The 25,203-nt window shown below is 68.5% G+C and carries 30 protein-coding genes, 1 tRNA gene and 1 pseudogene; 14 read left to right on the forward strand and 18 right to left on the reverse strand.

All coding sequences use genetic code 11. The annotated features are described in order from the left end of the window. Positions 1 to 202 precede the first annotated feature (202 nt). Positions 203 to 445: pseudogene (locus tag FNM00_RS16830) on the reverse strand (cell division protein CrgA); the annotation flags it as partial. A 62-nt stretch (positions 446 to 507) separates the two neighbouring features. On the opposite strand from FNM00_RS16830, the gene FNM00_RS19310 reads away from it, so the two are divergent. Beyond that, a complete protein-coding gene (locus FNM00_RS19310; protein ID WP_342778546.1) occupies positions 508 to 1,260 on the forward strand; it encodes a DUF881 domain-containing protein in 753 nt (250 codons plus the stop codon). 153 nt (positions 1,261 to 1,413) lie between these two features. On the opposite strand, the gene pknB is transcribed toward FNM00_RS19310, so the two are convergent. Genes pknB through FNM00_RS16865 form a run of 6 tightly spaced genes read right to left on the reverse strand, consistent with a single transcriptional unit; the run spans position 1,414 to position 8,563 of the window. Continuing rightward, on the reverse strand, positions 1,414 to 3,138 hold the full coding sequence (gene pknB, locus FNM00_RS16840; protein WP_143914703.1) for a Stk1 family PASTA domain-containing Ser/Thr kinase: 1,725 nt from the start codon (positions 3,136 to 3,138) through the stop codon (positions 1,414 to 1,416). A 46-nt stretch (positions 3,139 to 3,184) separates the two neighbouring features. Then, positions 3,185 to 4,651: a peptidoglycan D,D-transpeptidase FtsI family protein gene (locus tag FNM00_RS16845; protein WP_143914704.1), complete on the reverse strand. Its 1,467-nt coding sequence runs from the start codon at positions 4,649 to 4,651 to the stop codon at positions 3,185 to 3,187. Then, on the reverse strand, positions 4,648 to 6,024 hold the full coding sequence (locus tag FNM00_RS16850) for an FtsW/RodA/SpoVE family cell cycle protein (RefSeq protein ID WP_143914705.1): 1,377 nt from the start codon (positions 6,022 to 6,024) through the stop codon (positions 4,648 to 4,650). Before FNM00_RS16850 ends, FNM00_RS16845 begins: the two co-directional genes overlap by 4 nt. Then, on the reverse strand, positions 6,021 to 7,331 hold the full coding sequence (locus tag FNM00_RS16855) for a PP2C family protein-serine/threonine phosphatase (RefSeq protein WP_143914706.1): 1,311 nt from the start codon (positions 7,329 to 7,331) through the stop codon (positions 6,021 to 6,023). The genes FNM00_RS16850 and FNM00_RS16855 overlap by 4 nt, the downstream gene beginning before the upstream one ends. Next, positions 7,332 to 7,829, reverse strand: a complete 498-nt coding sequence (locus tag FNM00_RS16860) for an FHA domain-containing protein FhaB/FipA (protein WP_143914707.1) — start codon at positions 7,827 to 7,829, stop codon at positions 7,332 to 7,334. Positions 7,830 to 7,840: 11 nt separating this feature from the next. Then, positions 7,841 to 8,563: an FHA domain-containing protein gene (locus FNM00_RS16865; RefSeq protein ID WP_143914708.1), complete on the reverse strand. Its 723-nt coding sequence runs from the start codon at positions 8,561 to 8,563 to the stop codon at positions 7,841 to 7,843. Positions 8,564 to 8,703: 140 nt separating this feature from the next. Here FNM00_RS16865 and FNM00_RS16870 point away from each other — a divergent pair. Further along, positions 8,704 to 8,786 (forward strand) — tRNA-Leu (locus FNM00_RS16870). A gap of 167 nt (positions 8,787 to 8,953) precedes the next feature. Here FNM00_RS16870 and FNM00_RS16875 read toward each other — a convergent pair. The 3 genes from FNM00_RS16875 to FNM00_RS16885 all read right to left on the reverse strand — a co-directional run bounded on the left by FNM00_RS16875 (position 8,954) and on the right by FNM00_RS16885 (position 10,707). Continuing rightward, complete coding sequence (locus tag FNM00_RS16875) at positions 8,954 to 9,376, reverse strand: MarR family winged helix-turn-helix transcriptional regulator (protein WP_143914709.1); 423 nt, start codon at positions 9,374 to 9,376, stop codon at positions 8,954 to 8,956. Beyond that, positions 9,373 to 10,029, reverse strand: a complete 657-nt coding sequence (locus FNM00_RS16880; RefSeq protein ID WP_143914710.1) for a hypothetical protein — start codon at positions 10,027 to 10,029, stop codon at positions 9,373 to 9,375. Before FNM00_RS16880 ends, FNM00_RS16875 begins: the two co-directional genes overlap by 4 nt. 102 nt (positions 10,030 to 10,131) lie before the next feature. Then, positions 10,132 to 10,707, reverse strand: coding sequence for a dihydrofolate reductase family protein (locus tag FNM00_RS16885; RefSeq protein WP_143914711.1), 576 nt, complete (start codon positions 10,705 to 10,707; stop codon positions 10,132 to 10,134). 89 nt (positions 10,708 to 10,796) lie between these two features. Between FNM00_RS16885 and FNM00_RS16890 the strand changes: the two genes are divergently transcribed. Genes FNM00_RS16890 through FNM00_RS16905 form a run of 4 tightly spaced genes read left to right on the forward strand, consistent with a single transcriptional unit; the run spans position 10,797 to position 13,594 of the window. Beyond that, positions 10,797 to 11,342: a helix-turn-helix domain-containing protein gene (locus FNM00_RS16890; RefSeq protein ID WP_143914712.1), complete on the forward strand. Its 546-nt coding sequence runs from the start codon at positions 10,797 to 10,799 to the stop codon at positions 11,340 to 11,342. Further along, positions 11,339 to 12,037 (forward strand): ABC transporter ATP-binding protein, encoded by a 699-nt coding sequence (locus tag FNM00_RS16895; RefSeq protein WP_143914713.1) that lies wholly within the window; start codon positions 11,339 to 11,341, stop codon positions 12,035 to 12,037. Before FNM00_RS16890 ends, FNM00_RS16895 begins: the two co-directional genes overlap by 4 nt. Beyond that, entirely contained in the window at positions 12,034 to 12,834 is an 801-nt protein-coding gene (locus FNM00_RS16900; protein WP_143914714.1) for a hypothetical protein, read from the forward strand. Before FNM00_RS16895 ends, FNM00_RS16900 begins: the two co-directional genes overlap by 4 nt. A 31-nt stretch (positions 12,835 to 12,865) precedes the next feature. Beyond that, a complete protein-coding gene (locus FNM00_RS16905; RefSeq protein ID WP_185973210.1) occupies positions 12,866 to 13,594 on the forward strand; it encodes a DUF429 domain-containing protein in 729 nt (242 codons plus the stop codon). Here the strand turns inward: FNM00_RS16905 and FNM00_RS16910 are convergent. Continuing rightward, the gene (locus tag FNM00_RS16910) at positions 13,588 to 13,938 is read right to left on the reverse strand and encodes a VOC family protein (RefSeq protein WP_143914716.1); all 351 of its coding nucleotides are present in this window, start codon (positions 13,936 to 13,938) and stop codon (positions 13,588 to 13,590) included. The genes FNM00_RS16905 and FNM00_RS16910 overlap by 7 nt on opposite strands. Before the next feature lie 199 nt (positions 13,939 to 14,137). Here FNM00_RS16910 and FNM00_RS16915 point away from each other — a divergent pair, with 199 nt between their 5' ends. Continuing rightward, positions 14,138 to 14,959, forward strand: coding sequence for a siderophore-interacting protein (locus FNM00_RS16915; RefSeq protein WP_221933792.1), 822 nt, complete (start codon positions 14,138 to 14,140; stop codon positions 14,957 to 14,959). 73 nt (positions 14,960 to 15,032) lie between these two features. Here FNM00_RS16915 and FNM00_RS16920 read toward each other — a convergent pair whose 3' ends face one another. Genes FNM00_RS16920 through FNM00_RS16935 form a run of 4 tightly spaced genes read right to left on the reverse strand, consistent with a single transcriptional unit; the run spans position 15,033 to position 16,516 of the window. Next, entirely contained in the window at positions 15,033 to 15,296 is a 264-nt protein-coding gene (locus FNM00_RS16920) for a GlsB/YeaQ/YmgE family stress response membrane protein (RefSeq protein WP_205198152.1), read from the reverse strand. A gap of 38 nt (positions 15,297 to 15,334) precedes the next feature. After that, complete coding sequence (locus FNM00_RS16925) at positions 15,335 to 15,649, reverse strand: DUF4235 domain-containing protein (RefSeq protein WP_143914718.1); 315 nt, start codon at positions 15,647 to 15,649, stop codon at positions 15,335 to 15,337. Continuing rightward, positions 15,646 to 16,200, reverse strand: coding sequence for a type 1 glutamine amidotransferase domain-containing protein (locus tag FNM00_RS16930; protein ID WP_143914719.1), 555 nt, complete (start codon positions 16,198 to 16,200; stop codon positions 15,646 to 15,648). The genes FNM00_RS16925 and FNM00_RS16930 overlap by 4 nt, the downstream gene beginning before the upstream one ends. A gap of 16 nt (positions 16,201 to 16,216) precedes the next feature. After that, positions 16,217 to 16,516 (reverse strand): WhiB family transcriptional regulator, encoded by a 300-nt coding sequence (locus FNM00_RS16935; protein ID WP_425456819.1) that lies wholly within the window; start codon positions 16,514 to 16,516, stop codon positions 16,217 to 16,219. A 116-nt stretch (positions 16,517 to 16,632) separates the two neighbouring features. On the opposite strand from FNM00_RS16935, the gene FNM00_RS16940 reads away from it, so the two are divergent. The 4 genes from FNM00_RS16940 to FNM00_RS16955 are packed head-to-tail and all read left to right on the forward strand — an operon-like array spanning position 16,633 to position 19,871. After that, positions 16,633 to 17,592 carry a MerR family transcriptional regulator gene (locus FNM00_RS16940; protein ID WP_143914720.1) on the forward strand — a complete coding sequence of 320 codons (960 nt, stop codon included), beginning with the start codon at positions 16,633 to 16,635 and terminating at the stop codon, positions 17,590 to 17,592. 58 nt (positions 17,593 to 17,650) lie between these two features. Next, positions 17,651 to 18,454, forward strand: a complete 804-nt coding sequence (locus FNM00_RS16945) for a crotonase/enoyl-CoA hydratase family protein (RefSeq protein ID WP_143914721.1) — start codon at positions 17,651 to 17,653, stop codon at positions 18,452 to 18,454. 29 nt (positions 18,455 to 18,483) lie between these two features. Then, entirely contained in the window at positions 18,484 to 19,242 is a 759-nt protein-coding gene (locus FNM00_RS16950) for a class I SAM-dependent methyltransferase (protein WP_143914722.1), read from the forward strand. A 50-nt stretch (positions 19,243 to 19,292) separates the two neighbouring features. Next, on the forward strand, positions 19,293 to 19,871 hold the full coding sequence (locus FNM00_RS16955; RefSeq protein ID WP_281281139.1) for an IMPACT family protein: 579 nt from the start codon (positions 19,293 to 19,295) through the stop codon (positions 19,869 to 19,871). Here FNM00_RS16955 and FNM00_RS16960 read toward each other — a convergent pair. Then, on the reverse strand, positions 19,826 to 20,407 hold the full coding sequence (locus FNM00_RS16960; RefSeq protein ID WP_143914724.1) for a GtrA family protein: 582 nt from the start codon (positions 20,405 to 20,407) through the stop codon (positions 19,826 to 19,828). The two genes, FNM00_RS16955 and FNM00_RS16960, sit on opposite strands and share 46 nt — an antisense overlap. Positions 20,408 to 20,626: 219 nt before the next feature. Between FNM00_RS16960 and FNM00_RS16965 the strand changes: the two genes are divergently transcribed. Continuing rightward, positions 20,627 to 21,382 (forward strand): polyprenol monophosphomannose synthase, encoded by a 756-nt coding sequence (locus tag FNM00_RS16965; protein WP_143914725.1) that lies wholly within the window; start codon positions 20,627 to 20,629, stop codon positions 21,380 to 21,382. A 4-nt stretch (positions 21,383 to 21,386) separates the two neighbouring features. Here the strand turns inward: FNM00_RS16965 and FNM00_RS16970 are convergent, their stop codons facing one another. Beyond that, complete coding sequence (locus tag FNM00_RS16970) at positions 21,387 to 21,911, reverse strand: TetR/AcrR family transcriptional regulator (protein ID WP_143914726.1); 525 nt, start codon at positions 21,909 to 21,911, stop codon at positions 21,387 to 21,389. 106 nt (positions 21,912 to 22,017) lie between these two features. On the opposite strand from FNM00_RS16970, the gene FNM00_RS16975 reads away from it, so the two are divergent. Continuing rightward, on the forward strand, positions 22,018 to 23,526 hold the full coding sequence (locus FNM00_RS16975; RefSeq protein ID WP_221933793.1) for an MFS transporter: 1,509 nt from the start codon (positions 22,018 to 22,020) through the stop codon (positions 23,524 to 23,526). Positions 23,527 to 23,642: 116 nt separating this feature from the next. Next, on the forward strand, positions 23,643 to 24,527 hold the full coding sequence (locus FNM00_RS16980; protein WP_143914727.1) for an EamA family transporter: 885 nt from the start codon (positions 23,643 to 23,645) through the stop codon (positions 24,525 to 24,527). A gap of 100 nt (positions 24,528 to 24,627) precedes the next feature. Here the strand turns inward: FNM00_RS16980 and FNM00_RS16985 are convergent, their stop codons facing one another. After that, entirely contained in the window at positions 24,628 to 25,200 is a 573-nt protein-coding gene (locus tag FNM00_RS16985; protein WP_246065216.1) for a TetR/AcrR family transcriptional regulator, read from the reverse strand. Between the last annotated feature and the right edge of the window lie 3 nt (positions 25,201 to 25,203).

A 25,203-nucleotide genomic window follows, 5' to 3' on the forward strand; every position in this document is an offset into this window, starting at 1 on the left:
CGCAACCGCGGCATCGAGACGCTGCCCAGCATCCGCGAGACCGCCGACCGAGACAACGACTAGGCTGCCCACACACCGTTCACTTTTCGGGCGATGCAATCGTCCAGTTTTCGAGCGTTGCCGACAAACGCGCCGGACATCGGGCCACGATGGAGCGCTCCATCGGCCCGGCGCCGGCGCGTCGGTCGAGTAAGAGGAGGGACTACTCCCACTTCATCGCGAACCCGAAGGCCGCGACGATGAAGCCCATGCCGATCGCCAGATTCCACTGGCCGAGATCGGAGTACCAGGGAATCGTGATGTCGGTGGAGCTGATCGTGTAGAACACCACGATCCACAGCAGACCGATGACGGCCGAGATGACCATGGCAGGTGCGGCCCAGCGATTGCCGATCTTCTGCGGCTTCGGTCCGCGGGACTCGTTCTTCTTGCGAAGGGGCACGGTCGTACTCCGATGGGTTCGGCGGCCAGGCGGCCGGTTCGGTGTTCTGCACTAGCCTAGTGCGCGTGGCGAGGCATGAGGAGTCCGGGCGCGATCGGCGCGTCCGGCGCGGCTGGCATCTCGGCGTGCTGGGCGTCAGCGTCGTGTGCGGATACGCCTTCGTCGCCGCCAATGTCACCTCCGACGGTCTGGACCTGCGTCCCGCGGGTGGCGACATCTCGACCCTGCTGTCCGATCGGGCGCGCGTGGTCGAGAAGCGTCAGGCCGATGCCTCCGCGCTCCAGCGTGAGATCGACCGTTTCACCGAGCAGGCCACGAGCTCGTCGGGGCTGGACGAGGCCCGCGAGCGGGTCCGTGCCCTGGAGCCGGTGAGCGGTTTCTCCGAGATCACCGGGCCGGGGATGCGGATCACCCTGACCGATGCCCCCCGCGAGGTCGCCCCCGAGGGCGTGGACCCGAACTTCCTGGTGGTCCATCAGCAGGACATCCAAGCCTTCGTCAACGCCCTGTGGGCGGGGGGCGCCGAGGCGGTCACCCTCCAGGGACAGCGGCTCATCTCCACCACCGGCATCAAGTGCGTCGGCAACACCGTCGTGCTCGACGGCGTGCCCTACTCGCCGCCCTATGTCATCGAGGCGATCGGAGATCCGGGCGACATGTCGATCGCCCTGTCCCAGTCGCCGGAGGTCACGACCTACCGGGACTGGGCCGCGCGGTACCAGCTCGGCTACGACCGCAGCACGGTCGACGCGCTCGTGGCACCGGCGTACGAGGGCTCGCTCAATCTGGAACACGCCCAGGTCAGCGAAGACGGCTAGCTCTAACCCCTCGGCTCAGCGGCGGTAGCTCGTCAACCTATCGATCCGGGTGGCGGTAGCTGGTCAACCTTATCGAGTCGCGATGGGGTTGATGGCTTACCGCCACCCGGCGAGGTGACGTTGATGGCCTACCGCCACCCGGGAGTGATCCGCTTACCGGGGTGACGGGCTCCTCGGTGGTGAGGGAGAGGGCGACTCGTCGTCATCATCATTGGTCGACACGGTGATGGTGATCTCCGCACCCGGTGACACCTGGGTGCCGCTGCCGGGGTTCTGCGAGATGACCCGCCCATTGGGCTCGTCGGCATTCGCATCCTCGGTGATGTTCACCGTGAAGCCGGCGTCCTCCAGGGTCTTCTGGGCGTCGTCGCGATCCTGGCCGACGACATTCGGCACCGCGACCTGGCCACGGGAGATGATCAAGGTGACGGTGCTGCCCTTGGGCAGCGACGTGCCGGCCGGCGGATTGGTGTTCAACACCGTGCCGGCGGCGGCCTCGTTGTCGTTCTCCTGCCGTTCGACCTGGAATCCGGCATCGGCGAGGAGCTTCTCGGCCGAGTCGGCGTCATAGTCCCTCAGATTGGGGACCTCGACCTGTTCGGGACCGGTGCTGATGACCAGATCGACGGCCGAACCCTCATCGACCGTCTCACCCTCACCCGGCTCCGTGCGGATCACCTGGCCGGACTCGACATCGGGATTGGCCTCCTCGACGACATCGCCGACCTGCAGTCCTTCATTGTCGAGTGCCCGCGTGGCGGTCTGCTCGTCCATGCCGGCGACCGCGGGTACCGCGGTCTGAGCGACCGGATCGTCCTCGCTCTCGAACCAGCCCTGGAAGTAGCCGAAGCCGAGCGCGGCGACCAGTGCGATGAGCAGCACCGCCAACGCGATCCACCACTTCTTCTTGGACGAGGACCCCTCCTCGTCGGCGTCCGCTGCGGTGGGTACCGCCGCGGCGGCGGCCGGTGCGACCGCGGTGGCACCGATCGCCTGTGTCGCCTGGGTGGGAGCGTCGACGTGCCCACCGGCCAGCACGCGCTCGATGTCTTTGCGCATGTCGGCCGCACTGGAATAACGGTCGTCGACGCGCTTGGCGAGGGCCTTGGCGACGATGTGGTCGATCTCGAGGCTGACCTCGGGGTTGAGCTGCGAGGGAGGCGTGGCCTCCTCGCGCACATGCTGGTACGCCACGGAGACCGGGCTGTCGCCGACGAAGGGCGGACGGCCGGTCAACAGCTCATAGAGCACGCAGCCGGTGGAGTAGATGTCGCTGCGGGCGTCGACGGTCTCGCCGCGGGCCTGCTCGGGAGACAGGTACTGGGCGGTGCCGATGACGGCGGCTGTCTGCGTCATGGCGCTGGAGGAGTCGGCGATCGCGCGAGCGATGCCGAAGTCCATGACCTTCACCTGGCCGGCCGGCGTCAGCATGATGTTGGCCGGCTTGATGTCGCGGTGGATGATGCCCGCGCGGTGGCTGTAGTCCAAGGCGCTGAGGATGTCCGCGGTGATCGACAGGGCGCGTTCGGGCATGATCTTGCGCCCGTCGCGCAGCACATCGCGCAGCGTCCGGCCCTCGACGAGCTCCATGACGATGTACGGGATGTTGTTGCCGTGGATGTCCTCGGCCTCGCCGGTGTCGTAGACCGCGACGATGGAGGGGTGGTTCAGCGACGCCGCCGATTGGGCCTCGCGACGGAATCGTTCCTGGAACGTCGGATCGGCTGCGAGGTCGGCGCGCAGTTGCTTGATCGCGACGGGGCGTCCCAGACGCAGGTCACGGCCTTCGCGTACGTCGGCCATGCCACCGCGACCCAGGAGGCCGCTGATTTCGTAGCGGTCTCCCAGCGGAACGGGGGTCTCGTCCGATTCGGTCATGCTGTTCAGTCTCCCAGAGGGTGTTGGGCGGTGAGGGGGGCCAGGGTCATCGCAGGATCGCCTCCATGACAGCGCGGGCGATCGGGCCGCCGAGGCGCCCGCCTCCGATATCGGAGGTGTTGCCCTCCAAGGACTCGACCATGACGGCGACGGCGACCTGCGGGTCGTCCGCCGGGGCGAAGCCGACGAACCAGGCATACGGCGGGCGGCCCTCGGCCGACTCGGCGGTGCCGGTCTTGCCGCCGACCTGGACGCCGGGGATCGCGGCGGGACGTCCGGTGCCGGAGTCCACGACCGACACCATCATGTCCTTGAGCTGGCCGGCCTTGCCGGCGCTCATGGCCTCACTGAGACGCTCGGGCTTGGTCGTGTCGAGGACTTCCAGATTGGGCGCACGCACGGTGTCGACGAGATAGGGCGTCATCACGGAGCCGTCGTTGGCGATCCCCGCGGCGACCATCGCCATCTGCAACGGCGTGGCGGTGACCTCGTACTGACCGATGCCGGTCTGCGCGAGCTGCGTGTCCTCGAGATTCGAGCTCTGGCCGGTCACCAGGCTCTCGTTGGCGGCGATCCCGGAGATGGGGTCGGTGCCGAAGCCGAACTTCTCGGCCTGCTCGATGAGCTCGTCCTCGCCGACCTGATTGGCGAGATCACCGAAGCTGACATTGCAGGAGACCTCGAGGGCCTGGCGCAGCGTGATCGGATCGCCACCGCAGTTGCCGCCGCCCTGATTGGGCAGCGTGTAGGTCTTGCCCGGGAACGCGAGCTCCGCTCCGCCCTTGACTTGCGAATCGGGATTGAGGTCGAGATTCTCCATCGCCGCGGCGGCGGTGACCAGCTTGAAGGTCGAGCCCGGCGGGAGCGTGGCCTGGGTGGCGCGGTTGGCCATCGGCTGGTTGTCGTCATTGGTGAGCTGGTCCCAGGCGTCGTTGGTGGCCTGGAGGTCGTGGCTCGCGAGAGCGTTCGGGTCGTAGCTCGGCTGCGTCGCGAGGGCGAGGACCGCCCCGGTCTGCGGGTCGATGGCGGCGACCGCGCCTCGGGTGCCCTCGCCGAGGTCCCGCAGGCCTTCGGCGGCGGCGCGCTGCGCGACCGGGTCGATGGTCAGCTCCACGCTGCCGCCCTGGGGCTCCTGGTTGCCGAGCAGGTCGACGACTCTGTTGACGAAGAGCCGGTTGTCGTCGCCGGACAGGATGCTGTTCTGGCTGCGTTCGATCGCGCTCTGGCCGTAGATGTACGAGAAGTAGCCCGTCAGCGGGGCGTAGAGCGGACCCTCGGGATACTGCCGCTGGAATCGCCAACGGTCATTCGAGGGGACGCTCTCGGCGATCGCCGTTCCATCGACGAGGATTGCCCCGCGCTCGCGGCTGAACTGCTCGTCCATGACGCGACGGTTGCCCTCGCGGGCGTTCAGGTTGTCGGCGTCCAGCGCCTGGATGTAGTTGACGTTGAACAGCAGCCCCACGAACATCACGAGACAGGCCACCGCGAGGATGCGGATCGGCTTGTTCACAGCTTCACCACCTGGGTCTGGTCATCCGCGTCGACGCGGGAAGTCTTCGGCGCGGGGCGCCGGGTCTGGTCACTGATGCGCAGCAGCAGCGCGATGATTGCCCAGTTCATGACGATCGAAGATCCGCCCTGGGCGAGGAAGGGCGCGGTCAGGCCCGTGAGGGGGATGAGGCGCGTGACGCCGCCGGCGACGATGAAGACCTGGATCGCGAAGGACATCGTCAGGCCGATGCCGAGCAGCTTGCCGAAGCCGTCGCGGCAGGTCAGGGCGATCCGCAGGCCGCGTTCGACGATCAGGCCGTAGATCAGCAGGACCGCCATGAGCCCGGTGAGGCCGAGTTCCTCGCCGAGCGAGGCGAGGATGAAGTCGGAGAAGGAGAAGGGCGTGATCTCCGGGCTGCCCAGTCCCCAGCCGCGGCCGAGCACGCCGCCGTGGGCGAGCCCGAACAGTGCGCTGATGATCTGTCCGTTCTGGTCGGGATTGCTGAAGGGATCGAGCCACGCCTCGAAGCGCACACGCACGTGACCGAAGGCCGTGTAGCCGAACCACGCCCCGACCACGAACAACAGGGCGCCGACGACCAGCCATCCGGGCCGCTCGGTGGCGACGAACAGCACGACCACGAAGAGCCCGAAGAACAGCAGCGACGAGCCCAGATCGCGCTGGAAGACCAGGATGCCGACGCTGATCAGCCAGCCGAGGAGGATCGGTCCGAGGTCGCGTCCGCGGGGGAGGTCGATGCCGAGGAGTCGCTTGCCGGCCAGCGCGAGGACATCGCGCTTGACCACGAGATAGCCGGCGAAGAAGATCGCCAGGCAGACCTTGGCGGCCTCACCGGGCTGGAAGCTGAACGGGCCGAGGTGGATCCAGATGCGTGCGCCGTTGATCTCCTGGCCGATCCCGGGGAGGAGAGGGAGCAGCAGCAGACCGATGGCCACCAGTCCGAAGGTGTAGGTGAAGCCCTGGAGTCGGCGGTGGTCACGCACCACGACGAGCACCGCCGTGAAAGCCACGATGCCGACGAAGGTCCAGATCACCTGACCCGTCGCGAATGCCCCGCGGTCGGGGTTGATCGCCTGCCGGCCGAGGTCGAGGCGATGGATCATCACCAGGCCGAGCCCATTGAGACACAGGACGAGGGGCAGCAGCACAGGATCGGCGTAGGGCGCGAAACGGCGTACGGCCAGGTGGGCGCCGACGGCGGCCAGCACGAGACCGCCGATGAGCCGGTACGTGTCGGTGGGGATGGCGCCGGTGGTCCCGAGGCCGACGGCGATATAGCCGAAGACGCCGATGACCACGGCCATCAGGGTCAGGACCAGCTCGGCGCCGCGGCGCTTACGCGGCGCGAGGGTGGGCGACTGGTCGCTCATGGCGTCCCCTCCGTCGCCGGCTCGGTGGTGGCGCTCGGGGAGGTAGAGGGCGTGGGCTCGGGGAGTGAGGACTGCAGGTTCTCGACGATCTGGTCGGCGTCCTCGCGGCTCGCGGCGCTGATACCCGCCTCGACCCGGCCTTGCTGGTAGTCGGGAAGGTCCTCGATCTGGATATCGGTGCGCTCGTCGATGTGCTGCAGGGTGATGCCCGGCAGCGAGGCGTCGACACCGCGGTAGATGGCGACCCGGCCGTCGTCCTCGGCGACGTAGTACTGCTGCTGGCTCCACTCGTAGGCCCAGTAGGCGACGCCTCCGGCGAGGCCGAGCAGGAGGAGGACGCCGATGGTCCACCGCACCCACCGCCAGCGGCTCGGCGGTCGGGGCGCGTAGCGGAGCTCCTCGGGGTCCTGCTGCTCGCGTCCCGTGGGCGGATGCTCACCGGTGGTGTCGACCGGGGTTGGGACGGCGGCGACGGGGCCGGTCTCGTCGGACTGACGGGGTCGTGGGGCGTCGGCGGCGGCACCGACGATCTGCGGCTTGCCGTCGGCGCAGGCGAGTTCGGCGTCCGTCTCGTCCTCGGTCGTGGCCTCGACGAACTCTCCGATCACGACGGTGACGTTGTCGACGCCTCCGCCCTCGAGGGCCAGCCGGACCAGCTCGGTCGCGGCGGCGTCGATCGACTCCAGGCGCATGGCCTGTTCGATGCCGTCGTCGTCGACCATGTCGGACAGCCCGTCGCTGCACAGCAGGTAGCGGTCCCCCGCGGACGGCTGCAACCAGGACAGGTCGGCCTCGTTGTCATCGCGGCCGAGCATGGCGCGGAGGAGCAGAGACCGGTGCGGGTGGACGCGAGCTTCCTCGCGGGTGATGCGTCCTTCGTCGACGAGGCTCTGCACGAAGGTGTGATCGGTGCTGATCTGGGCGAGGCGGCCCTCGCGGAGGCGGTAGACGCGCGAGTCGCCGATGTGCGCCCAGGCGAGCTTCTCGCCGTCCCAGAGCAGTGCCTCGAGCGTGGTGCCCATGCCCTCGACCGCCGGGTCGTCGGTGATGAGCTGTCCGAGGCGGTCGTTCGCGTGGTCGACGGCGGTGCCGAGGACGCTCAGCGCGTCGGTGTCCTCGGGCAGGTCCCGCTCGACCTCACCGCGGATGACGTTCAGGGTCTGCGAGGAGGCGAGGTCCCCGGCCGCGGCACCGCCCATCCCGTCGGCCAACAGCAGGAGCCGGCTGCTCGCGTAGCCGGAGTCCTGGTTGTTCGAGCGTCGCAGTCCTGTGTCGGTAAGTGCGACGTAGCGGTAGGTGAGTGCCATCTACTTGCGCAGCTCCACGATCGTCTTGCCGAGCCGCACCTGGGTGCCGAGCGGCACGGGGACCGGCGAGGTGATCCGCTGGCTGCCGATGTAGGTGCCGTTGGTGGAGCCCAGATCCTCGACGAACCACTGTTCGCCGTTGCTGGCGAAGCGGGCGTGACGCGTCGAGACGTAGTCGTCGTTGAGCCGGATGGCCGCGTCGGTGCCGCGACCGAGCAGCAGCGGCTCGTCGCCGAGCGGCACGCTCTGTCCCGCATTGGGGCCGTCGACGATCTGCAGCACCGAGGGCCGGCCGCGCGCTCCGCGCTTCTTCGGCGTCTTCTTCTTGGGGGTGGCGGGTGTGGGGGTCTTGCCGGCCTTGGCCGCTTTGGCGACGGGCCGGGTGGGCACCCGGGTGCCGAAGATGTCGGTGCGGATCACCGAGACGGCGGACAGCACGAAGATCCACAAGACGGCCAGGAAGCCGAACTTGATGAGAGTCAGGGTCAGTTCGCTCATGGTGCTCCGGATCACCGAGTGGACGAGGGGATGCGCACGGTGAGGGTAGTGTTTCCGAGCCGAATCTGCGACCCGTCGGACACCGGCGAGGATTCTACGCGCCGTCCGTCGACGACCACGCCGTTGGTGGAACCGAGGTCTTCGACGGCCACGGCGGGGGCATCGGCGAGCCCGCCCACGTGGATGCGGGCGTGCCGGCGGGAGATACCTGGGTCGTCGATCTTGAGATCGCTGTCGGAGCCGCGGCCGATGACCAGGCCGGGTGGACTGACGGGGTGCTTCATGCCGCCGACCTCGAGGACCACGGCGGCTGAGCGCACGGAGGTGTCGGTGAGTCGCTCGGCGGGTGAGGCGTGGACGGTCGCATTCGTGCGGCTGTCGACCGTGAAGCGTCCCGTGCGCAGCGTGTCGTCGCGCTCGAAGGTGATCGCCAGCCCGCCGGCGAGGGTGTACCGCTGCTCCTCGACGTGCTCGCGTACCAACGTGGCGAGCTCCTCGGCGAGCGTGGAGCCGAACGGTGTCAGCCGCTCGTAGTCCGCCTGGGAGAGATGCACCGTGAAGTCGTTGGGGACGAGGATGCGGTCGCGGGAGAGGATGCTGGTGGAGTTGTCGATCTCGCGCTGCAGCTCGGCAGCGATCTCGACCGGCTGCACCGCGCTGCGGAACGCCCGCGCGAAAGCACCCGTGACGGCGCCTTCGAGGCGTCGCTCGAAGCGGCTCAGGACGCCAGCCATGGTGCACTCCTCTCGCTGGGGACCGGGCAGTGACTCTCCTTGATCGTATCGGTCCCGTGGAGGCGGGCCGGTACGCGACTGGCCGAAGGGCGCTGCTAGACTCATTCCTCGGTCGTAGCGTCGGTGACGGACGGCCACACGCGCGAGTGGCGGAATGGTAGACGCGCTGGCTTCAGGTGCCAGTGTCCGCAAGGGCGTGGGGGTTCAAATCCCCCCTCGCGCACAGTACCGATCAGCCCCTCATCCGGTCTCACGGGTGAGGGGCTGTCTCGTGTTCACGGCACGCTCGGGAGGCGGCGGTAGGTCATCAACCTCTCCCGCCGTGGGGCGGTAGCCGGTCAACCCCATCGAGCGCGGACGAGGTTGACGGTCTACCTGCGCCAGTGTCGATCAGTCCTCCAGCGCACGAGCGATGTCCTCGGTGGCGTCGAGGAAGGACTGTGCCTGGTCGTCGGTCCACCGCTCGATGACCTCAAGCAGCCGTCCGATGCTGTCGTCGTAGAGCGCCTGGAAGCGCTCGATGCTGGTGGCGTGGATGTGGATCGAGCGGCGGTCGGCGGCATCGGGATGGCGTTCGATCCAGCCATCCCTCTCCAATCGGGTCAGCACCCCGGTCATCGTCGCCAGATGCGTGGAGGTCTGGTGCGCGAGCGCTGTGGGGGTCTGCGGTCCCTCGCGGTGCAGCACCTCCAGTACCGTCAGGTCGCTCTCGCGTAGCCCTGCCGTGTTGGCGACGGCGCGGTCGTGGGTAGCGAAGCCGGTGCGCAGCCTGCGGAGCGCGAGGATCAGCGAGTCGCTCGAGGGCGTGGTCATGTCTCCAGTCTCCTCGCGAACAAGGGGAACGGCGTGATCCCCACCTCGCGCAGTTGTCCGCGCACCGTTCGGTAGAACGACGGACGCAGCAGCTGGTTCACCAGGAACGGCACCACCTTCCCCGGGATGACGGCGTAGTTCATGATGAGGAAGGGTGCCTCTCCGGTGAACTCCAGGAGCGTGGAATTGTCGACTCCGAGCTTGTCGGCGTACCACCTCGCCACGGAGGTCCACGCCCCGACCGCCTCCTCGGAGCTCGCCTCGCCGGCGAAGTGGTTCAAGAGGATCTCCCCGCCGCGTTCCTCTGTGTCGCCGATCCTCACCGCGTTGCGAGCCGTCAGAGCGAGCTCCGGCTGATCCAGTCCGAGGGCTGCGGCCCGTTCGACCAGCAGGTCGCTCAGGGGTTCATCGGCGTGGACGAGCAGTGCGAGATCGTAGCGGGGACCGCCATCGATGGGCGGGATCGCGGTGATCTCCAGTGCGTGGGCGGTGGAGACCTCCTCCTCTGCCGTGAGCTCTGCAGCGAGTCGTGCCAGCTCGCGTCCGTGCTCCGCGCGCTTCTGACTGAAGCGGACGAAGGGGCCGGTCAGGCGCAGGTCGATGGCCCAGGCGAGGTGGGTGAACCAGCCTTCCAGTGGCGCTTCGAGGTCCATGTGTCACTCCATGCTATGAGATTCATATTTTATGAGAACCATAGTAATTGGGCAGACACTTATACCGTGAGGTGGCGTGCGACTACTGCCTTGTCGAGACCGTCAGGATTCTCGCTGGGGAGGATCGGCGCGCCGGTAGTGCAGGGCGACCGCGCCATTGCCGAGCGGCTCGGCGGACATCAGCTCGAGGCGTCGAGTGCCGAGCAGTCCGCCCTGGTACAGCGTGGGGCCGTGGCCGGCGATCATCGGGTGCAGGAGGAAGGCGTACTCGTCGATCAGATCCAGTCGGTCCAGTCCCGTCGCGAGCGCGCCGCTGCCCACCAGCACCCCGTCGGGAGTCGCTTCCTTGAGCTCCCGAACCGCCGTGCGTAGATCGCCGATGACGTGGTGGCTGTTGGTCCACGGGAAGTCGCTTCGCGTCGAGGACACCACGTACTTCGGCTTGGACTCCAGCTTGAGGGCCCATTCGCGGAGCGCCGGCGGTGCGTCCTCGTCGCCGCGGGCGACCGCGGGCCAGTAGCTCTCCATCATCTCGTAGGTGACGCGGCCCCACAGCATCGCGCCGCTTTCGTCCATGAGGCGGGTGAAGTAGGCGTGCGTCTCGTCGTCGGCGATGCCCTCCTGGTGGTCGACGCAGCCGTCGAGGGTGACATTGAGGCTGAACGTCAGCAGGCCCATAGGTCGATCGTAGTCCGATCTTGTTCCCGGACCGCCCCACTCAACGAGGACGCAACCGATATTAATATTGATAGTGATAGCGTTGAGGTATGTCGATGCCCTCGGTAGTGCTGCACCCGGTCCGGCTGCAGATCGTGCAGGCCCTTCTCGGCGAGGAGCTGACCACCCACCAGCTCCATCGACGTCTGCCCGATGTCCCCATTGCGACCTTGTACCGTCACGTCGCCCAGCTGGTGAGGCACGAGCTGATCGAGGTCGCTGGTGAGCAACAGATTCGGGGTGCGAGCGAGAAGACCTATCGCTTGGCGGCGGGGTTCGCCAACCCGACAGCCGAGGAGCTGGCGGCGTCGAGCTCCGAGGAGCTGTTGACGGCCTTCACCGTGTTCACCTCCGGTCTGATCCGCGACTTCGGCGAGTACCTCGGAGGCGACGGGCGCGATCTGGCCGCAGACCGTGTGAGCTTCGCCCAGGCGGACTTCTGGGCGACCGATGAGGAGGTCGACGAGCTCACCGGTGCGCTGATGGAAGCGCTCGTCGCCGTGCGCGCCCATGCCCCGGGTGAGGGACGGCGGCGACGGAAGCTCACGACGATCCTGGTCCCTCGGCCAGAGCCCGGAGCGGAGGGCTCGGCATGAGCACCGCGCAGGCCACCGGTCTCGTCGTGGGGTACGGCGACACCGAGGTCGCCGGTCCGCTCGACCTCCGGCTCCGCCCCGGCATCACCGCCTTGCTCGGCCGGAACGGCTCAGGCAAGACGACCTTGATGCGGACGCTCTGCGGCATCATCCCGGCACTGCGTGGGACGTGCCGGGTGCTCGACGTCGAGGTCGAGGACGGCGCCGCGGTCCGCTCGCGTGTGGGCTATCTCGGGCATGAGTCCGCGCTGGCCACGTCTCTGACCGTCGAGCAGAATCTCGAGTTCTGGCAGAGCGTCACCGGCACCTATCCCGAGGTCACCAGGGTCGGCCTGCCGGAGCTGATCGAGCGTTTCGACCTGTCGGAGCTCGTGTCGCGGAAGGTCGCGACGCTGAGCCGAGGCCAGCGTCAGCGGGTCGATCTCGCGCGGCTGGCGATGACGGACCCGGAGTTCGTCGTGCTCGACGAGCCGCTCAGCGGACTCGATCCGGTCTACGCCGCGCAGACCCGCGACCTGTTGCGTGACTGGGGCCGCGAGCGCACGGTGCTCTACTCGACGCACAGCGTGCCCGAGGCGATCGAGCTCGCCGACGCCTATCTGATCGTCACCGGACACGAGGTGGTCGAGCTCGGCGGTGACGGAACGGCGGTCACCGAGACGGACATCCTCGAGATCCTGGGGAGGACCTCATGAGCGTGGGCCGCCGTCGCATCCTCGCGTTCGCCCGACGCGCCTGGCGCCAGCAGCGCAGCACCGCGGTGTGGCTGGCAGCGGTGGTCGGAGGCGTGCTCGGCGTGGTGGTGTTCCTCGGGTCCGGGGGCGCGAACACGCTGCCGGAGCTGTCCGAGCTGATCCCGACGGAGGGGACCGGTCTCGTCTCCGTCCACGACGACGACGGCGGGTTCCTCCCGATGACCGCCTATGTGCTGACCATGGCTCCAGCCGTGCTCGGCATGCTGGTGGCCGTCGTCGCGACGCTGACCCTCCCCGGGGTCGTCGCCGACGATGTCAGCGGCGGAGGCATCGAGGTCCTGCTCGCCGGACCGATCCCGCGGCGCTCGCTCTTCATCGCGTACCTCGGCGCCGGTCTCCTGCTCACGGCGGCCTCATGGGTCGTGGCCACGGTGAGCTTCGCCCTGGCGATGGCCGCGACCGCCGTGGTGCTGGGGGTGAGCGTCACGGTCTCGGTCGCCTATGTCGCGGCGCTCGTGGTCGTGCCCCTGTCGATGGCGATCTGGTCGTCCACGGTGACGCTGTTCGGCGCGCTGCTGTATCCCGGCAGCCTGGAGTCCAAGGCGGGCTTGAATGGCGGGCCGATCAGGCTGCTGGCGATGCTCCCGGCGCTGGTGGCCGTGCCATCGGTCCTGCTGCTGCCGGGCTGGGTGGTGACGGCCCTCGGCCTGGTGCTGGTGGGGACGATCGCCGCGAGTGCTGTGCTGGTCGTCCTGACCGCGCGGGGGTTCCGCAGTACCCGAGTGCTCAGCGCCTGACCGATCGGGGGCGATGGGTGAGGATGGGCCGGTGGAGTTCGTCGGCGTCGACCTGGCCTGGGGTGAGCGCGGGCGTACCGGACTGGCGGTGCTCGATGTCTCCGGGGCGCTGGTCGACACTGCCAGCGTCCGGACCGATGACGAGATCGATGCCTGGATCGCGCGCTGGGATCCGGCGGCGATCGGAGTGGACGCGCCGCTGTTGGTGCTCAATGAGACGGGGATGCGCTCGGGTGAGGCGGAGGTGACCTCGGCTTTCGGCCGTTACGGAGCGGGCTGCCACGCCACCAACCGTGGCCGCCCCTGGTTCGACCCGCCGCGCGGCGAGTCGCTGGTCCGCCGGCACGGCTGGCCGACTGACCCGCGGCGCGCGGAGGGCATCGTCTGTGTCGAGGTCTATCCACACGCGGCGCTCGTGGGACTGTTCGCCCTCCCCTACCGACTCGCCTACAAGCGCGGCCGGGGCCGGAGGGTGGAGGATCGGCGTGCTGAGTTCCTGCGGCTGCTCGGGCTCCTCGAGAGCGTCCGCAGGCTCCGGCTCGTGGCGTCGCCCGCGTGGTCGCGACTACGCCGAGCGGTGGAGGAGGCGCATCGACAGGTCGACCTGGACCGGGTCGAGGATGAGCTCGACGCGGTCGTCTGTGCGGACCTCGCCTGGCGTTGGCGGAACGATCGCGGCACGCTGCGGGTCTATGGCGACCCGTCGGCCGGCTATCTGCTCGCACCGACGCCGCCCGTGCACGACGCGCGTCGTCAGTGAGCGCCCGAGATGCAGAACACGTTGCCGTCGGGGTCGGCCATGACGATCCATCGGAAGTCGCCCATGGTCTGCTCATCGAGACGCTCCGCGCCCGACGCCACCAGCCGCGCGGCCTCGTCGTCGAGATCGCCATCGGCTTCCAGATCGAGGTGGACACGATTCTTGCCGGGCGTGGGATCGGCGACCTTCTGGAAGGCCAGCCGGGGACCGCTGCTCAGTTGCACCACCGAGAACCAGCCGTCGTTCTCGGCGATGACCTCGCCGCCGGTCTGCTCGGCCCACCAGCGGCCGAGCGGCAGCGGGTCGATGGAGTCGCAGGTGATCATCACAGGTCTCAGGCTCATGGCACGACCGTAGAGCCGCCCACCGACAGATCATGGTCAACGGAGCCCACGTAACCCGGGCTGTCCTTCTGTGATGAGGGGCCGACGGCCGACGTCGACGGCGCCCATGCTGTCGTCACCGCGGCCGACAGCGCGCAATGAAACCGGTGATGGTGGCGGAGCGAGGCTGGACGGCTACAGGTAAGGCTACCCTCATTCCATGGGGAGAAAGAAGAATACGCCCGCTGATCGGCAGTTCACCATGGCGCACGTGCGCCACGCCGAACGCATCAGCCCGAACTTCGTACGCCTGACCCTCGGCGGGCTGGACGAACTGGTGCCGCGCGGGTACGACCACTGGTGTCGGCTCTTCCTCGCGCGCGAGGGACAGGACGTGCTGCAACTGCCGACACGGACCAGCGAGATCGGCTGGTACCTGCAGTACCTCGCCACACCGAAGGTGCGACGTCCATGGGTCCGGGCGTACACGCTGCGCGATGTCCGTTCTGGAACGGGGGAGGTGGACATCGACTTCGTGATCCACGGGCACGAGGCAGGAGGTCTGGGTCCGGCGGCTCAATTCGCCCTCTCTGCCAGCCCCGGTGACCGCGTCGGATTCCTGGACCAGGGCGTCGGCTTCACGCCTGACCACCCGCACGACTGGACGCTGCTCGTCGGTGATGAGACAGCACTGCCCGCCGTGGCGGGAATCATTGCCTCGCTCCCGGAGACGGCGCGGGGGATCGCGATCATCGAGGTGCCCACAGCCGGCGACCGCCAAGAGTTGCTGGTACCGCCCGAGATGGAGGTGCGCTGGATCCATCGAGACGAGTCGTCCATGGGCACCGACCGGCCGGGACAGCTCGCGCTGGAGGCCCTGAAGACGACCGTCCCGCCGGACGGCGTCCTCCACGCGCATCTCATCGGAGAGTCCGGTCTCGCCACGGGTGCTCGCCGCCATCTCGTGCACGAGTGGGGCGTGCCCAAGCGCCACGTAGACTTCGTCGGCTACTGGCGTCACGGGCGACCTGCGACGACCTGACGTCACACTCAGTGGCGTCGGACATGAGGAAGGGCCGTCGACCGGGTGGTCGACGGCCCTTCGCTCCGGCGGATCAGGCCTTCTTTCGACCCGTGACCGCGTTGAACACGATGAGGACGATGATCGCGCCGATCACCGATCCGATGATGCCGGCGGTGTTGCCGAGACCGAAGCCGTCGCCGCTGATGACGGCGCCGATCGAGCCACCGACGAACGAGCCGACGACGCCCAGGATGATCGTGCCGATCACGCCCATGCTGTCGTCACCGGGGACGACAGCGCGTGCGATGAAACCGGCGATGAGGCCGACGAGTAGGAAGACGAGGAGACTCCACATGATGATGCCTTTCGTGACGGGGAAGTGAGGGGACGGGGTCAGTTACCGGGCCACTCGCCGGTGGCCTTCTGGAACGCACGCGCGCCTTGACGTTGGACGAGGGCCTTCACCACGGAGAAGATCGCGCCCTGCAGCACGGCGGCCAGCAGGATCTCCTTGAGCGAGAACTCCGACTCCAGCGGGCCTGGGGCGTCGCCCTCGGAATTGGGGCTCACCCGCTTCCAGATCTGCTTGAAGGCGAAGCCCGCCACGACACCGGCGATGACCGAGCTGACGATGCCGACCGGCTTGTAGAGGATTTTTGCCGAGGTGCTGGCCTCGGCCTCCGCACCCGCGAAGTCCTTGCCGCTCATCGCTGTCCCACCACGTCCACGATGGTGGCGTTGAACGCCTCGAGATCGTCGGGATTGCGTGAGGTGATGAGGTCGAAGCCTTCCGCGGTGCAGTGCTTGACCGTCTCGTCGACCCACTGGCCACCCGCGTTGACGATGTCGGTACGCAGGCTCGGGTACGACGTCAGCGTCTTGCCCCGCGTGAGCCCGGTCTCGACGAGTGCCCAGGGGCCGTGGCAGATCGCGGCGATCGGCTTGCCGGCCGCGGCGAAGGCCTTGATGAACCCGAGCGCGGTGTCATCGAGACGGAGGGTGTCCGCGTTGACGGTGCCACCGGGGATCACCACCGCGTCGAAGTCGTCGACCGAGAGATCGGCGATGGTGGCGTCCGGGGCGAACGTCTCGTCCTTGTCGACATCGCCGACCATCGACTGAACATCGTCGGAGGCGGGGGCGGCGTGGACGGCTCGGCCTCCAGCCGAGATGATGGCCTCTCGGGGGGACGTGAGTTCGACTTTCTCGACGCCGACCTGTGAGGTGATGATCGCGATGGACTTGCCTTCCAGAGACATGGTCCTCCCTTCGCCGTCAGCTGGCGATCCGCTGCTCGAGCAGCTTGGATCGTTCGGATTCGGTGAGTCCGCCCCAGACACCGTAGGGCTCCTGGACGCGCAGGGCGTGCTCGCGGCACTGGTCGATGACCGGGCAGGTGGCGCAGACGGCCTTGGCGGCCTCTTCACGCCGATGTCGCTTGGCGCCACGCTCGGCTTCGGGGGAGAAGAATACCGAGGAGTCGGCACCCATGCAGGCTCCCTCCCACTGCCAGGCGTACGACTCGATGATGGGGGACGGGAGACGCTTGATGTTCACCATGCTGCTGCCTTCCACGTGCGAACTGTGGGACGTCGTGGCTGCTTGCTCAACCCCGAGTGATGACGTGCCGATAAACTTACTCATAACCTATTCACATGGCAAGGCCGTGAACAAGTTCTAAACTGATCGAGATGGTGATGACCCCCGACCCGCCCCCTCCCGCGGATCCTGACGAGGCCTCGACCGCTGCCCACTGGCGCGGTGCTGCCGACGTGACCTGGAGCGTGGGCATGGTCGCCGAGCGCTTGGAAATCTCGGCCTCGACGCTGCGCACATGGGAGCGCCGCTACGGTCTCGGCCCCACCTTGCGCACGAGCGGAGGCCATCGCCGCTACTCCGCGCTCGACATCGACCGCGTCGATCTGATGCGTCGGCTGTTGGCGCGCGGGGTCACCGCCCAGGAAGCGGCCAAGGTCGCCAAGCGACTCGTCGGCGACCAGGCATCCGCGACGGAGATCGTCCCCGCTGCCGAGCCGACACCCGACCAGCGACGCCTCGCCGAGCAGTTCGTCCAGGCGACCCAGTCCTTCGACGCTCGTGCGCTCCACCAGGTCGCGGCGACCGCGCTGGAGACCTTCGGCACCGTGGAAGCCTGGGACGACGTGTTCGTGCCGGCCTTCGTGGAGATCGGCGAGCGCTGGGCCGACGGCCGACTGGGAGTGGAAGGCGAGCATCTCGCCAGCTCGAGCGTGCTCAGCGCCTTGCGCGCGCATTCGCGCCGTCAGAGCCTGCCCGAGCTCGACCGCCCGACCTCGGTCATCGTCGCGAGCGCGGAGGACGACCAGCACAAGCTCCCCGTCGTGGCGCTCGAGGCCGCGCTGTGCGAACACGGCATCAGCTCGGTGGAGCTCGGCGCGCGACTGCCCGCGTCGGCATTGGAGACGGTCCTGACCACGGTGCGTCCGCAGGTGCTGTTCCTCTGGGCGTCGATGACCAGGCCTCCCCGCGATCCCGTGATCGCGGTGCTCGACCGGCTCGCGGACGACACCACCGTCGTGCTCGCGGGTCCCGGCTGGCCGGCCGACGTCGCCACCGTCAAGGGACTTCACGACACCGTCGAGGTCGTGCTCTCCCGCGTCCTGGCCACCTGAGCGCCGTCTCGCGCCGCACTCGGTCCGTGGGTGGGGCGCAGGACACTAGGGTGTTCTCATGAGCGAGCGTCAGGTGGAGACCGAGATCGAGGGCCCGATCGCCCGGGTGTGGCTCAATCGGCCCGACAAACTCAATGCGATCACCTTCGACCTCCTCGACGGCCTGGTCGACGCCGCCGCGACGATCGAACGTGAGCGCGGCGTCCGCGCGGTGCTGCTGGAAGGACGCGGCTCCTCCTTCTGCGCCGGCCTCGACTTCGGTGCGGTCCTGACCCGCAAGCGCGAGGTGGCCAGGCGCTTCCTCGCCAACCCCCTTCGCGGCACGAACGGATTCCAGCGCCCGCTCTGGGTCTGGCGCGAACTGCCCGTCCCGGTCATCGCGCTCACCCGCGGACACGTCTTCGGCGGGGGCATCCAGCTGGCGCTCGCGGCGGACTTCCGCTTCACCACACCGGACTGCCAGTGGTCGGTGATGGAGGCCAAGTGGGGCCTCGTCCCCGACATGAGCGGCACGGTCCCCCTCGGTGATCTCGTGCCGGCCGATGTCGCCAAGCGGCTCGTGCTGACCGGCGAGGTCTTCTCCGGCGAGAAGGCCGTCGACTACGGTGTCGCCTCCGGGGTCCACGAGGATCCCTCGGTCCCGGCGGAGGAGCTGGTCGATCAGATCCTGGAGCGCTCGCCGGATGCCGTCGCCGCCGGCAAACGGCTCATGGACCGCACGCGCCGGTCCACCCCGCGCCGCGCATTCCGTCTCGAACGCCGCTTCCAGCAGGCGATGATGCGTTCGGCCAACACCCGCGAGGCGCGACGCGCCGGCACCGCCAAGGAGGCTCCGGCCTTCGGCCCCCGCACGTTCGGTTGAGTCGTCCGGGGCCCGGGTAGGGTGGTGCCGTGAGTGAGAAGCGCAAGAAGGTCGCCGACCAGTACGACCGCGATTACGACTACACCAAGTACTGGGACAATCGGGACTACGAGCATGCCGCCGAGGAGATCGCGATCCGACGGTTGCTGGACGGACAGCGCTTCGCCGCCGCCGCCGACATCGGTGGCGGTTTCGGTCGGCTGTCGCTGCTGCTGCGCGAGTACGCCGACCGCGTGACCCTCGCGGAGCCGAGCCGCACCCAGCTCGAGGCCGCCGCCAAGCTGCTGGAGGGCACCGACATCGCCCAGGTCCAGATGCAGGCCGATGACCTGAAGTTCGAGGACGGCGAGCTCGACCTCATCACCATGGTCCGCGTCATGCATCACCTGCCCGCCCCGGCGGACGAGTTCGCCGAGATCGCGCGTGTGCTGCGTCCCGGCGGCACCGCGATCATCGAGGTCGCCAACCTCGGCCACTTCAAGAACCGTCGTAAGTACAAGAAGCTCGGTCAGCCGCTGCCGACCGAGCCGGTCAGCATCCGCACGGCCCCGGTCGACGAGCCCGACGCGATCGCCTTCGTCAACCACAACATCGACACCGTCGTCGGGCAGCTCTCGGAGGCCGGACTGCAGCTGAGCGACAAACTCTCGGTGAGCAATCTACGCAGCCAGACCCTGAAGAAGTACCTGCCGATCGGCGTCATGACCACCGTCGAGAAGCTCGCCCAGCGTCCGCTCGCCGGTCGTGACTTCGGCCCGTCCATCTTCCTGAAGCTGCGGCGCCGCTGAGGTCGTACCGCACCCTCGGCCTCGCGGTCGGGAATGAGGCTCAGGCCGAGATCGAGGTCAAGCGGTCTCGGTTCCTCGCGTGTGTCCGCCGGGTGCAGAGCGAGGACGACGCCCGGTCGACCATCGAGGAGATCCGCGGCCGGCACCGCGACGCCCGGCACCACTGCACCGCCTTCGTGATCGGACCACGAGCGGACCTCCAGCGCTCCAATGACGACGGAGAGCCGTCCGGCACGGCCGGTCGGCCGATATTGGAGGTCCTCAACGGACACGGCCTGAGCGACCTGGTGGCCGTCGTCACCCGCTGGTTCGGTGGCACGCTGCTCGGCGCGGGCGGGCTCGTCCGCGCCTACGGAGACGCGACCGCGGCGGCCCTCGATGTCGCCGGCACCCGTGAGCGTCGCCTCCTCGACATCGTGCGGGTCCAGGTGCCGATGAACGAGGCGGGCCCGCTGGAGCACCGCCTACGGCAGGCGGGGGAGGTGATCGACGCCCACTACGACGAGCGGGTCACGTATCGCGTGGCCACGACCGATGCGGACGCGCTCACGCGCGACATCGCGGCGTGGAGCGCCGGCGCCGTTCAGGCGGAGTCGGCGGGATCGCTCTGGCGCGACATCGTGGGATGAGGCGCGTCGGCGTCGCTGCCGGTGAAGACGACCTTCTCGGCGCGCTCGAGCCGGGTGCCGGAGACCGGTACCTCCTCGCGGTGATGTCCCCACACCCAGTACCGGTAGAGCACGAAGCGGAAGATCGTGCCGAGGGCGAGGCCCACGACGTTCGCGGAGATGTTGTCGGCCAGGGCGCTGGTCAGGTCGAGCACGTGATGGCTGAACCACAGGCACAGCAGGCTCACACCCATGCCGCCGAGCGAGACCACCAGGTACTCCAGGAACTCTTTGAACCATCCGGGACGCCGTTCGGCACGGAAGGTCCAGTAGCGATTGCCCACCCAGTTGAAGACGATGGCCACGGAGGTGCTCACCGTCTTGGCGCCCAGGGCCGTGGTCACCCAGGTCTCGCCGCCGAGGGGGCCGAAGCGCAGCAGGTTGAACAGACCCACGTCGACGACCAGCCCGATGAGACCCACCACGCCGAACTTGAGGGCGTAGCTGACGACGCGATCCCACAGCGTGTGCACGGCGCGCGCAAGGGGGAGGGGCACGGGGCGGCTGCCTTCGGTGACGGGACGACGAGAGCCGGTTTTCCGGCCGATCTCCCACAGTAGCTCGTCGGCCGAACCATGCTCGCGGAGCCGATCGGGGTCGATCGGTACGATCCCGAGCGGGCTGAGGACCCCTGGCGTACCGTGGGCGGGTTGTGACTCCCGCGAGCCTGGGGAGTCGGCAATCGTGACCGCTACCGACCTCCGGGAGACGCCGCCATGGACCAGGGCACTCGTGCGTTGGTGATCGTGCCGACCTACAACGAGCGCGAGAACATCCTCGATGCGCTCGATCGCGTACTGCTGGCAGTGGATGCCGATGTGCTGGTCGTCGACGATGCGAGTCCCGATGGCACGGCCCAGCTCGCCCGCGACTATGAGGACGACCGTGTGCACGTACTGGAGCGGTCCGGGAAGCGCGGCCTCGGCAGTGCCTACATCGCCGGCTTCGAGTGGGGGCTGGAGCGCGGCTATGGCGTCCTCGTCGAGATGGATGCCGACGGCTCGCACCCGGCCGGCCGGCTCGTGGCCCTCATCGAGGAAGTGCGCTCGGGACGTGCGGACCTCGCGATCGGGTCGCGGTGGGTGCGCGGCGGCTCGGTGGTCGACTGGCCGCGGCACCGGGAGGTCCTCAGCAGGGGTGCGAACACCTACGCCCGGCTGATGCTGGGGCTCGGCGTGCACGATGCGACGGCGGGCTTCCGGGCCTTCTCCGCCGAGCTGTTGCGACGCTACGATCTGGGCGCGGTGAACGCCCGCGGCTACTGCTTCCAGATCGACATGACCGTGCGCGGACGCGATCTCGGTGCCCGCATCGTGGAGATCCCGATCGAGTTCCGCGACCGGGAGAAGGGCACCTCGAAGATGAGCGGCGACATCATCGTCGAGGCGATGCGGAAGGTCACCTGGTGGGGTCTTCGCCGGCTGGCCGGCCGCAAGCTGCAGGAGCGCCCAGCGCTCGACGCCCCGCGCTGATCTCTTAGAAGTCCAGGCGGGCGAGCACGTCGCGCACGTGCTCGAGCGCCTGAGGATGGGTGAATCCCGAGGTGTCATCGAAGTAGAGGCCGTCGCCGATCAGCTGGATCGTGCGGGCGAGGGCCTCGTCGCCGAGATGCTCGCTGAGCACGGCGAACCACTGTTCTCGCAGCGAGGCGAGGGCGTTGCCGGCCCGCTCGTCGTTCTCCTGGGCGATGCGGGCGGCGGCGATCAGTGCGCGATCGAAGGCCGAGCCGGAGTCCACGGAGGTCTCCAGGTAATAGTCCACGGGTCCCTGGGGCGCCGTCCGCATCGCGGCGATATCGCGTTCACCCATCTCCTGCATGCGAGAGAGCATCGCGTCGACGAGGTCGTCCTTGCTGTGGAAGTGGTAGAGCAGCCCTCCCTTGGAGACCCCGGCCGCCCCGGCGACATTGTCGAGCGTCGCCGAGCGGCTCCCCTCGGTCACCAGCAGGGTCTCGAAGGCGTCGAGCAGCTTGTCGCGAGTGGAGGGTTCCTCGGGCGGCATGCGCCGAGTCTAGGCCGTGTCCGTCTCTCGAGGGTCCACGCACGTGGCATAGCTCATATACCAGGGAATTTGGGTACTGTACCGGCTGGACGGTACAGTAAAGCTCATGACCATGATCGATACCTCTGCGCCGGTCCGTGCCGGCCGCCGCGAGTGGCTCGCCCTCGCGGTCCTCATGATTCCCGTCCTCCTGGTGTCGGTCGACAACACGGTCCTGAGCTTCGCGCTGCCGGAGATCAGCACGGATCTGCGGCCCACCGGGAACCAGCTGTTGTGGATCGTCGACATCTACGCGCTCATGCTCGCCGGTCTGCTCATCGCGATGGGCTCGATCGGCGACCGCGTCGGCCGTCGCCGGCTGCTGCTCATCGGCGCGAGCGGCTTCGGGGTCGTCTCGCTGTTCGCCGCGTGGGCCGAGTCCCCGGAGGCACTCATCCTCGCCCGGGCCCTCTTGGGCTTCTTCGGCGCGACCCTCATGCCCTCGACGCTCTCGATCATCCGCAATGTCTTCGACCACGCCCGCGATCGCCGCGTCGCCATCGCCACGTGGGCGGCGATGTTCTCCGGTGGCGCCGCCCTCGGCCCCATCGTCGGCGGCTGGCTGCTCGAGCACTTCTGGTGGGGCTCGGTCTTCCTCATCAACGTGCCGCTGATCGTCGTCTTCCTGCCCTTGGCGCTGTTCCTGTTGCCGGAGTCTCGCGACCCCAACCCGGGGCCCCTCGACTTCGCCTCGATCGCTCTGTCGATGCTCGCCATGGTGCCCGCGGTCTTCGCGATCAAGCACGGTGCCAAGGCCGGGCTCGATTCGGTGACCCTCGCCTCGATCGGCCTGGCGATCGGCGCTGGCTGGCTGTTCGTGCGCCGGCAGCAGCAGCGCGACAATCCCATGCTCGATGTCGCCCTGTTCAAGAATCGGGTCTTCACCGGCGCGATCGTGGCCAACATGCTGAGCCTGATGGGTCTGGCCGGGTTCCTGTTCTTCGGATCCCAGTTGCTGCAGCTCGTGATCGGGCTGTCGCCGATGCGGGCGGCCACGGTGCTACTGCCCGGTCTGATCGTCACGGTGGTGTTCGGCTTCGTCGCGGTGCGTCTCGTCGAGCGCTTTCCGGTTCGGGTGCTGGTGAGCGGCAGCTTCGTCGCCTCCTCGCTCGGCTACACGATCGCCGCGTTCACCGGACATCCGACGGTGATGAGCGTGCTCATCGCCTTCGCGATCATGGGGATCGGCATCGGTATCGCCGAGACGCTCACGAATGACCTCATCCTCGCGAGCGTCCCGCCCCAGAAGGCGGGCGCGGCCTCAGCCATCTCCGAGACGGCCTACGAGGTCGGCGCGGTGCTGGGTACGGCGGTGCTCGGCAGCATCCTGACTGCCACCTACCGGGCACAGCTCACGGTCCCGGCGGAGTTGGCGTACGGCGAGAAGCGGCATGCCTTCGAGACCCTCGGCAGCACGATGCAGTACGCCGCGAAGTATCCGAACGGTCTAGGCGAACAGCTCGCGGAATCGGCCCGGAACGCCTTCGATCTCGGCGTGCAGCTGACCTCGGGCACGGCGATCTTCGTCGCCCTCGCCGCCGCCTTCGTCTCGTGGCGGGCCTTCCGCCGCCTCTGACCTCGCCGCTCGGGCGGTGTGCTATCCCGTACCTCACGACGCGAGGTACGGGATGACACACCGCCCGAGCCCATGCCGTGGCCGGCGCCGTCGTAGCCCGGTGAGATCGTGGGAGCGTGCCGGCACGCGACAGCGCCCTGGCCGTGCTCGTCGCGGTGCTCTGGGGACTCAACTTCGTCATCATCGACGAAGGGATGAGCGGCGTGCCCCCGCTGCTGTTCCTCGCGGTGCGCTTCGCCTTCGTCGCCTTCCCGCTCGTGCTGTTCGTGCCGCGGCCACGGGCCCGATGGCAGTCGGTGGTGGCTGTGGGAGCCTTCATGAGCCTCGGACAGTTCAGCCTGCTCTACCTGGGGCTGGCGGCCGGCATGCCCTCGGGGCTCGCCTCGCTGGTGCTCCAGGCGCAGGTGATCTTCACGATCGTGCTGGCCTGGGCCGCGCTCGGTGAACGCACGGCGACCCGTCAGGTCATCGGGGTGGTGGTCGGCGCGGCCGGTCTGCTCCTGGTGGCGCTCGCCCACGGGCTGCGAGCGCCGGTGCTCCCCGTGGTCATCACGATCGGCGCGGCGTTCTCCTGGGCCGTGGGCAATGTCGTCGCGCGACAGGCCAAGGTGTCCTCGGGGCTGTCCCTCGTGGTGTGGTCGGCGCTCGTCGTGCCGGTGCCGTGTCTGCTGCTCTCACTGCTCGTCGACGGCCCCGCGGCGATCGCGGATGCCGTGTCCGCCTTCGGCTGGGGCGCCGCGGCCAGCACCGCCTACACGGCTATCGGTGCATCGCTGATCGGGTACACGATCTTCAACGGACTGCTCTCCCGGCATCCGGCCGGGTCCGTCGTGCCGTTCATCCTGCTGGTCCCCGTCGTCGGCATCGCGGCGGCATGGGCGGTGCAGGACGAGGTGCCCACCCCGCTGGAGGCAGTGGGTGCGGTCGTGATGATGACCGGTGTCGCGATCGCGAGCATCACTCGGCGGCGCCCGCCGGTCCCGCTCGGCGAGCCGTCCTGATCCCCGAGACTCGCGCCGCTGACGCTCGACTTTTGCCGGCTTGTGGCCCCCGAACGCCATCGGCGAGGGCCGCAACCCGGCAAAAGTCGGACCCGGAGGGTCAGGGGGCGAGGAGGGCGCGGTGGGCCATCTGCGTCAGGAGGGCGCGCATCTGCCGGTCGTTCAGGCGGGCGGAGTGCGGGGTCGAGTTGAGGAGCCCGAAGGCGGCCTGTGCGCTGGCCTGGGCTGTGGGGCGATCGAGGTCGGTCCGCAGCTCGCGCAGCACACCGACCCACACGTCGATGTACGCCAGCTGCGTCTCACGCACCCGCTCTCGTGAGGCGGCGTCCAGGGTGGACCACTCGCGCTCCTGGATCACGATGAGCGCCGGATGGGTGAGCGCGAAGTCCACGTGCCAGTCGATGAGCGCGTCGAGGGCGGCTGAGGCATCGGGGGCCTCATCGGCGCGCCGTGTGCCCTCCGCGAGGAGCCGATCGCTGACCGAGGTGAGCGAGTGCTGCAATAGCTCGGCCTTGCCGGAGAAGTGCTTGTAGAGCGCGGGACCGGAGATGCCCACCGCCTCGCCGATGTCCTGTACCGAGACGCCGTGGAACCCCCGCTCGGCGAAGAGCTCCGCCGCGACGTCCACGATCTGCTGTTGGCGGGTGACCACGATCGCAGCGTAGCGCATCATGGT

Origin of the sequence: Aeromicrobium piscarium, assembly GCF_007421815.1 — a bacterium.
Taxonomy (GTDB): domain Bacteria; phylum Actinomycetota; class Actinomycetes; order Propionibacteriales; family Nocardioidaceae; genus Aeromicrobium; species Aeromicrobium piscarium.

Excerpts from the sequence above, each read along its gene's own strand:
- FNM00_RS16895 (WP_143914713.1), top strand. The coding sequence starts at position 11,339 with ATGAGCACCGCGCAGGCCACCGGTCTCGTCGTGGGGTACGGCGACACC.
- FNM00_RS16890 (WP_143914712.1), top strand. The coding sequence starts at position 10,797 with ATGTCGATGCCCTCGGTAGTGCTGCACCCGGTCCGGCTGCAGATCGTG.
- FNM00_RS16865 (WP_143914708.1), bottom strand. The coding sequence starts at position 8,563 with ATGGCTGGCGTCCTGAGCCGCTTCGAGCGACGCCTCGAAGGCGCCGTC.
- FNM00_RS16940 (WP_143914720.1), top strand. The coding sequence starts at position 16,633 with ATGGTGATGACCCCCGACCCGCCCCCTCCCGCGGATCCTGACGAGGCC.
- FNM00_RS16920 (WP_205198152.1), bottom strand. The coding sequence starts at position 15,296 with ATGTGGAGTCTCCTCGTCTTCCTACTCGTCGGCCTCATCGCCGGTTTC.
- FNM00_RS16945 (WP_143914721.1), top strand. The coding sequence starts at position 17,651 with ATGAGCGAGCGTCAGGTGGAGACCGAGATCGAGGGCCCGATCGCCCGG.
- FNM00_RS16855 (WP_143914706.1), bottom strand. The coding sequence starts at position 7,331 with ATGGCACTCACCTACCGCTACGTCGCACTTACCGACACAGGACTGCGA.
- FNM00_RS16985 (WP_246065216.1), bottom strand. The coding sequence starts at position 25,200 with ATGATGCGCTACGCTGCGATCGTGGTCACCCGCCAACAGCAGATCGTG.
- pknB (WP_143914703.1), bottom strand. The coding sequence starts at position 3,138 with ATGACCGAATCGGACGAGACCCCCGTTCCGCTGGGAGACCGCTACGAA.
- FNM00_RS16915 (WP_221933792.1), top strand. The coding sequence starts at position 14,138 with ATGGGGAGAAAGAAGAATACGCCCGCTGATCGGCAGTTCACCATGGCG.
- FNM00_RS16875 (WP_143914709.1), bottom strand. The coding sequence starts at position 9,376 with ATGACCACGCCCTCGAGCGACTCGCTGATCCTCGCGCTCCGCAGGCTG.
- FNM00_RS16925 (WP_143914718.1), bottom strand. The coding sequence starts at position 15,649 with ATGAGCGGCAAGGACTTCGCGGGTGCGGAGGCCGAGGCCAGCACCTCG.
- FNM00_RS16965 (WP_143914725.1), top strand. The coding sequence starts at position 20,627 with ATGGACCAGGGCACTCGTGCGTTGGTGATCGTGCCGACCTACAACGAG.
- FNM00_RS16970 (WP_143914726.1), bottom strand. The coding sequence starts at position 21,911 with ATGCCGCCCGAGGAACCCTCCACTCGCGACAAGCTGCTCGACGCCTTC.
- FNM00_RS16900 (WP_143914714.1), top strand. The coding sequence starts at position 12,034 with ATGAGCGTGGGCCGCCGTCGCATCCTCGCGTTCGCCCGACGCGCCTGG.
- FNM00_RS16975 (WP_221933793.1), top strand. The coding sequence starts at position 22,018 with ATGACCATGATCGATACCTCTGCGCCGGTCCGTGCCGGCCGCCGCGAG.
- FNM00_RS16880 (WP_143914710.1), bottom strand. The coding sequence starts at position 10,029 with ATGGACCTCGAAGCGCCACTGGAAGGCTGGTTCACCCACCTCGCCTGG.
- FNM00_RS16885 (WP_143914711.1), bottom strand. The coding sequence starts at position 10,707 with ATGGGCCTGCTGACGTTCAGCCTCAATGTCACCCTCGACGGCTGCGTC.
- FNM00_RS16860 (WP_143914707.1), bottom strand. The coding sequence starts at position 7,829 with ATGAGCGAACTGACCCTGACTCTCATCAAGTTCGGCTTCCTGGCCGTC.
- FNM00_RS16930 (WP_143914719.1), bottom strand. The coding sequence starts at position 16,200 with ATGTCTCTGGAAGGCAAGTCCATCGCGATCATCACCTCACAGGTCGGC.
- FNM00_RS16910 (WP_143914716.1), bottom strand. The coding sequence starts at position 13,938 with ATGAGCCTGAGACCTGTGATGATCACCTGCGACTCCATCGACCCGCTG.
- FNM00_RS16850 (WP_143914705.1), bottom strand. The coding sequence starts at position 6,024 with ATGAGCGACCAGTCGCCCACCCTCGCGCCGCGTAAGCGCCGCGGCGCC.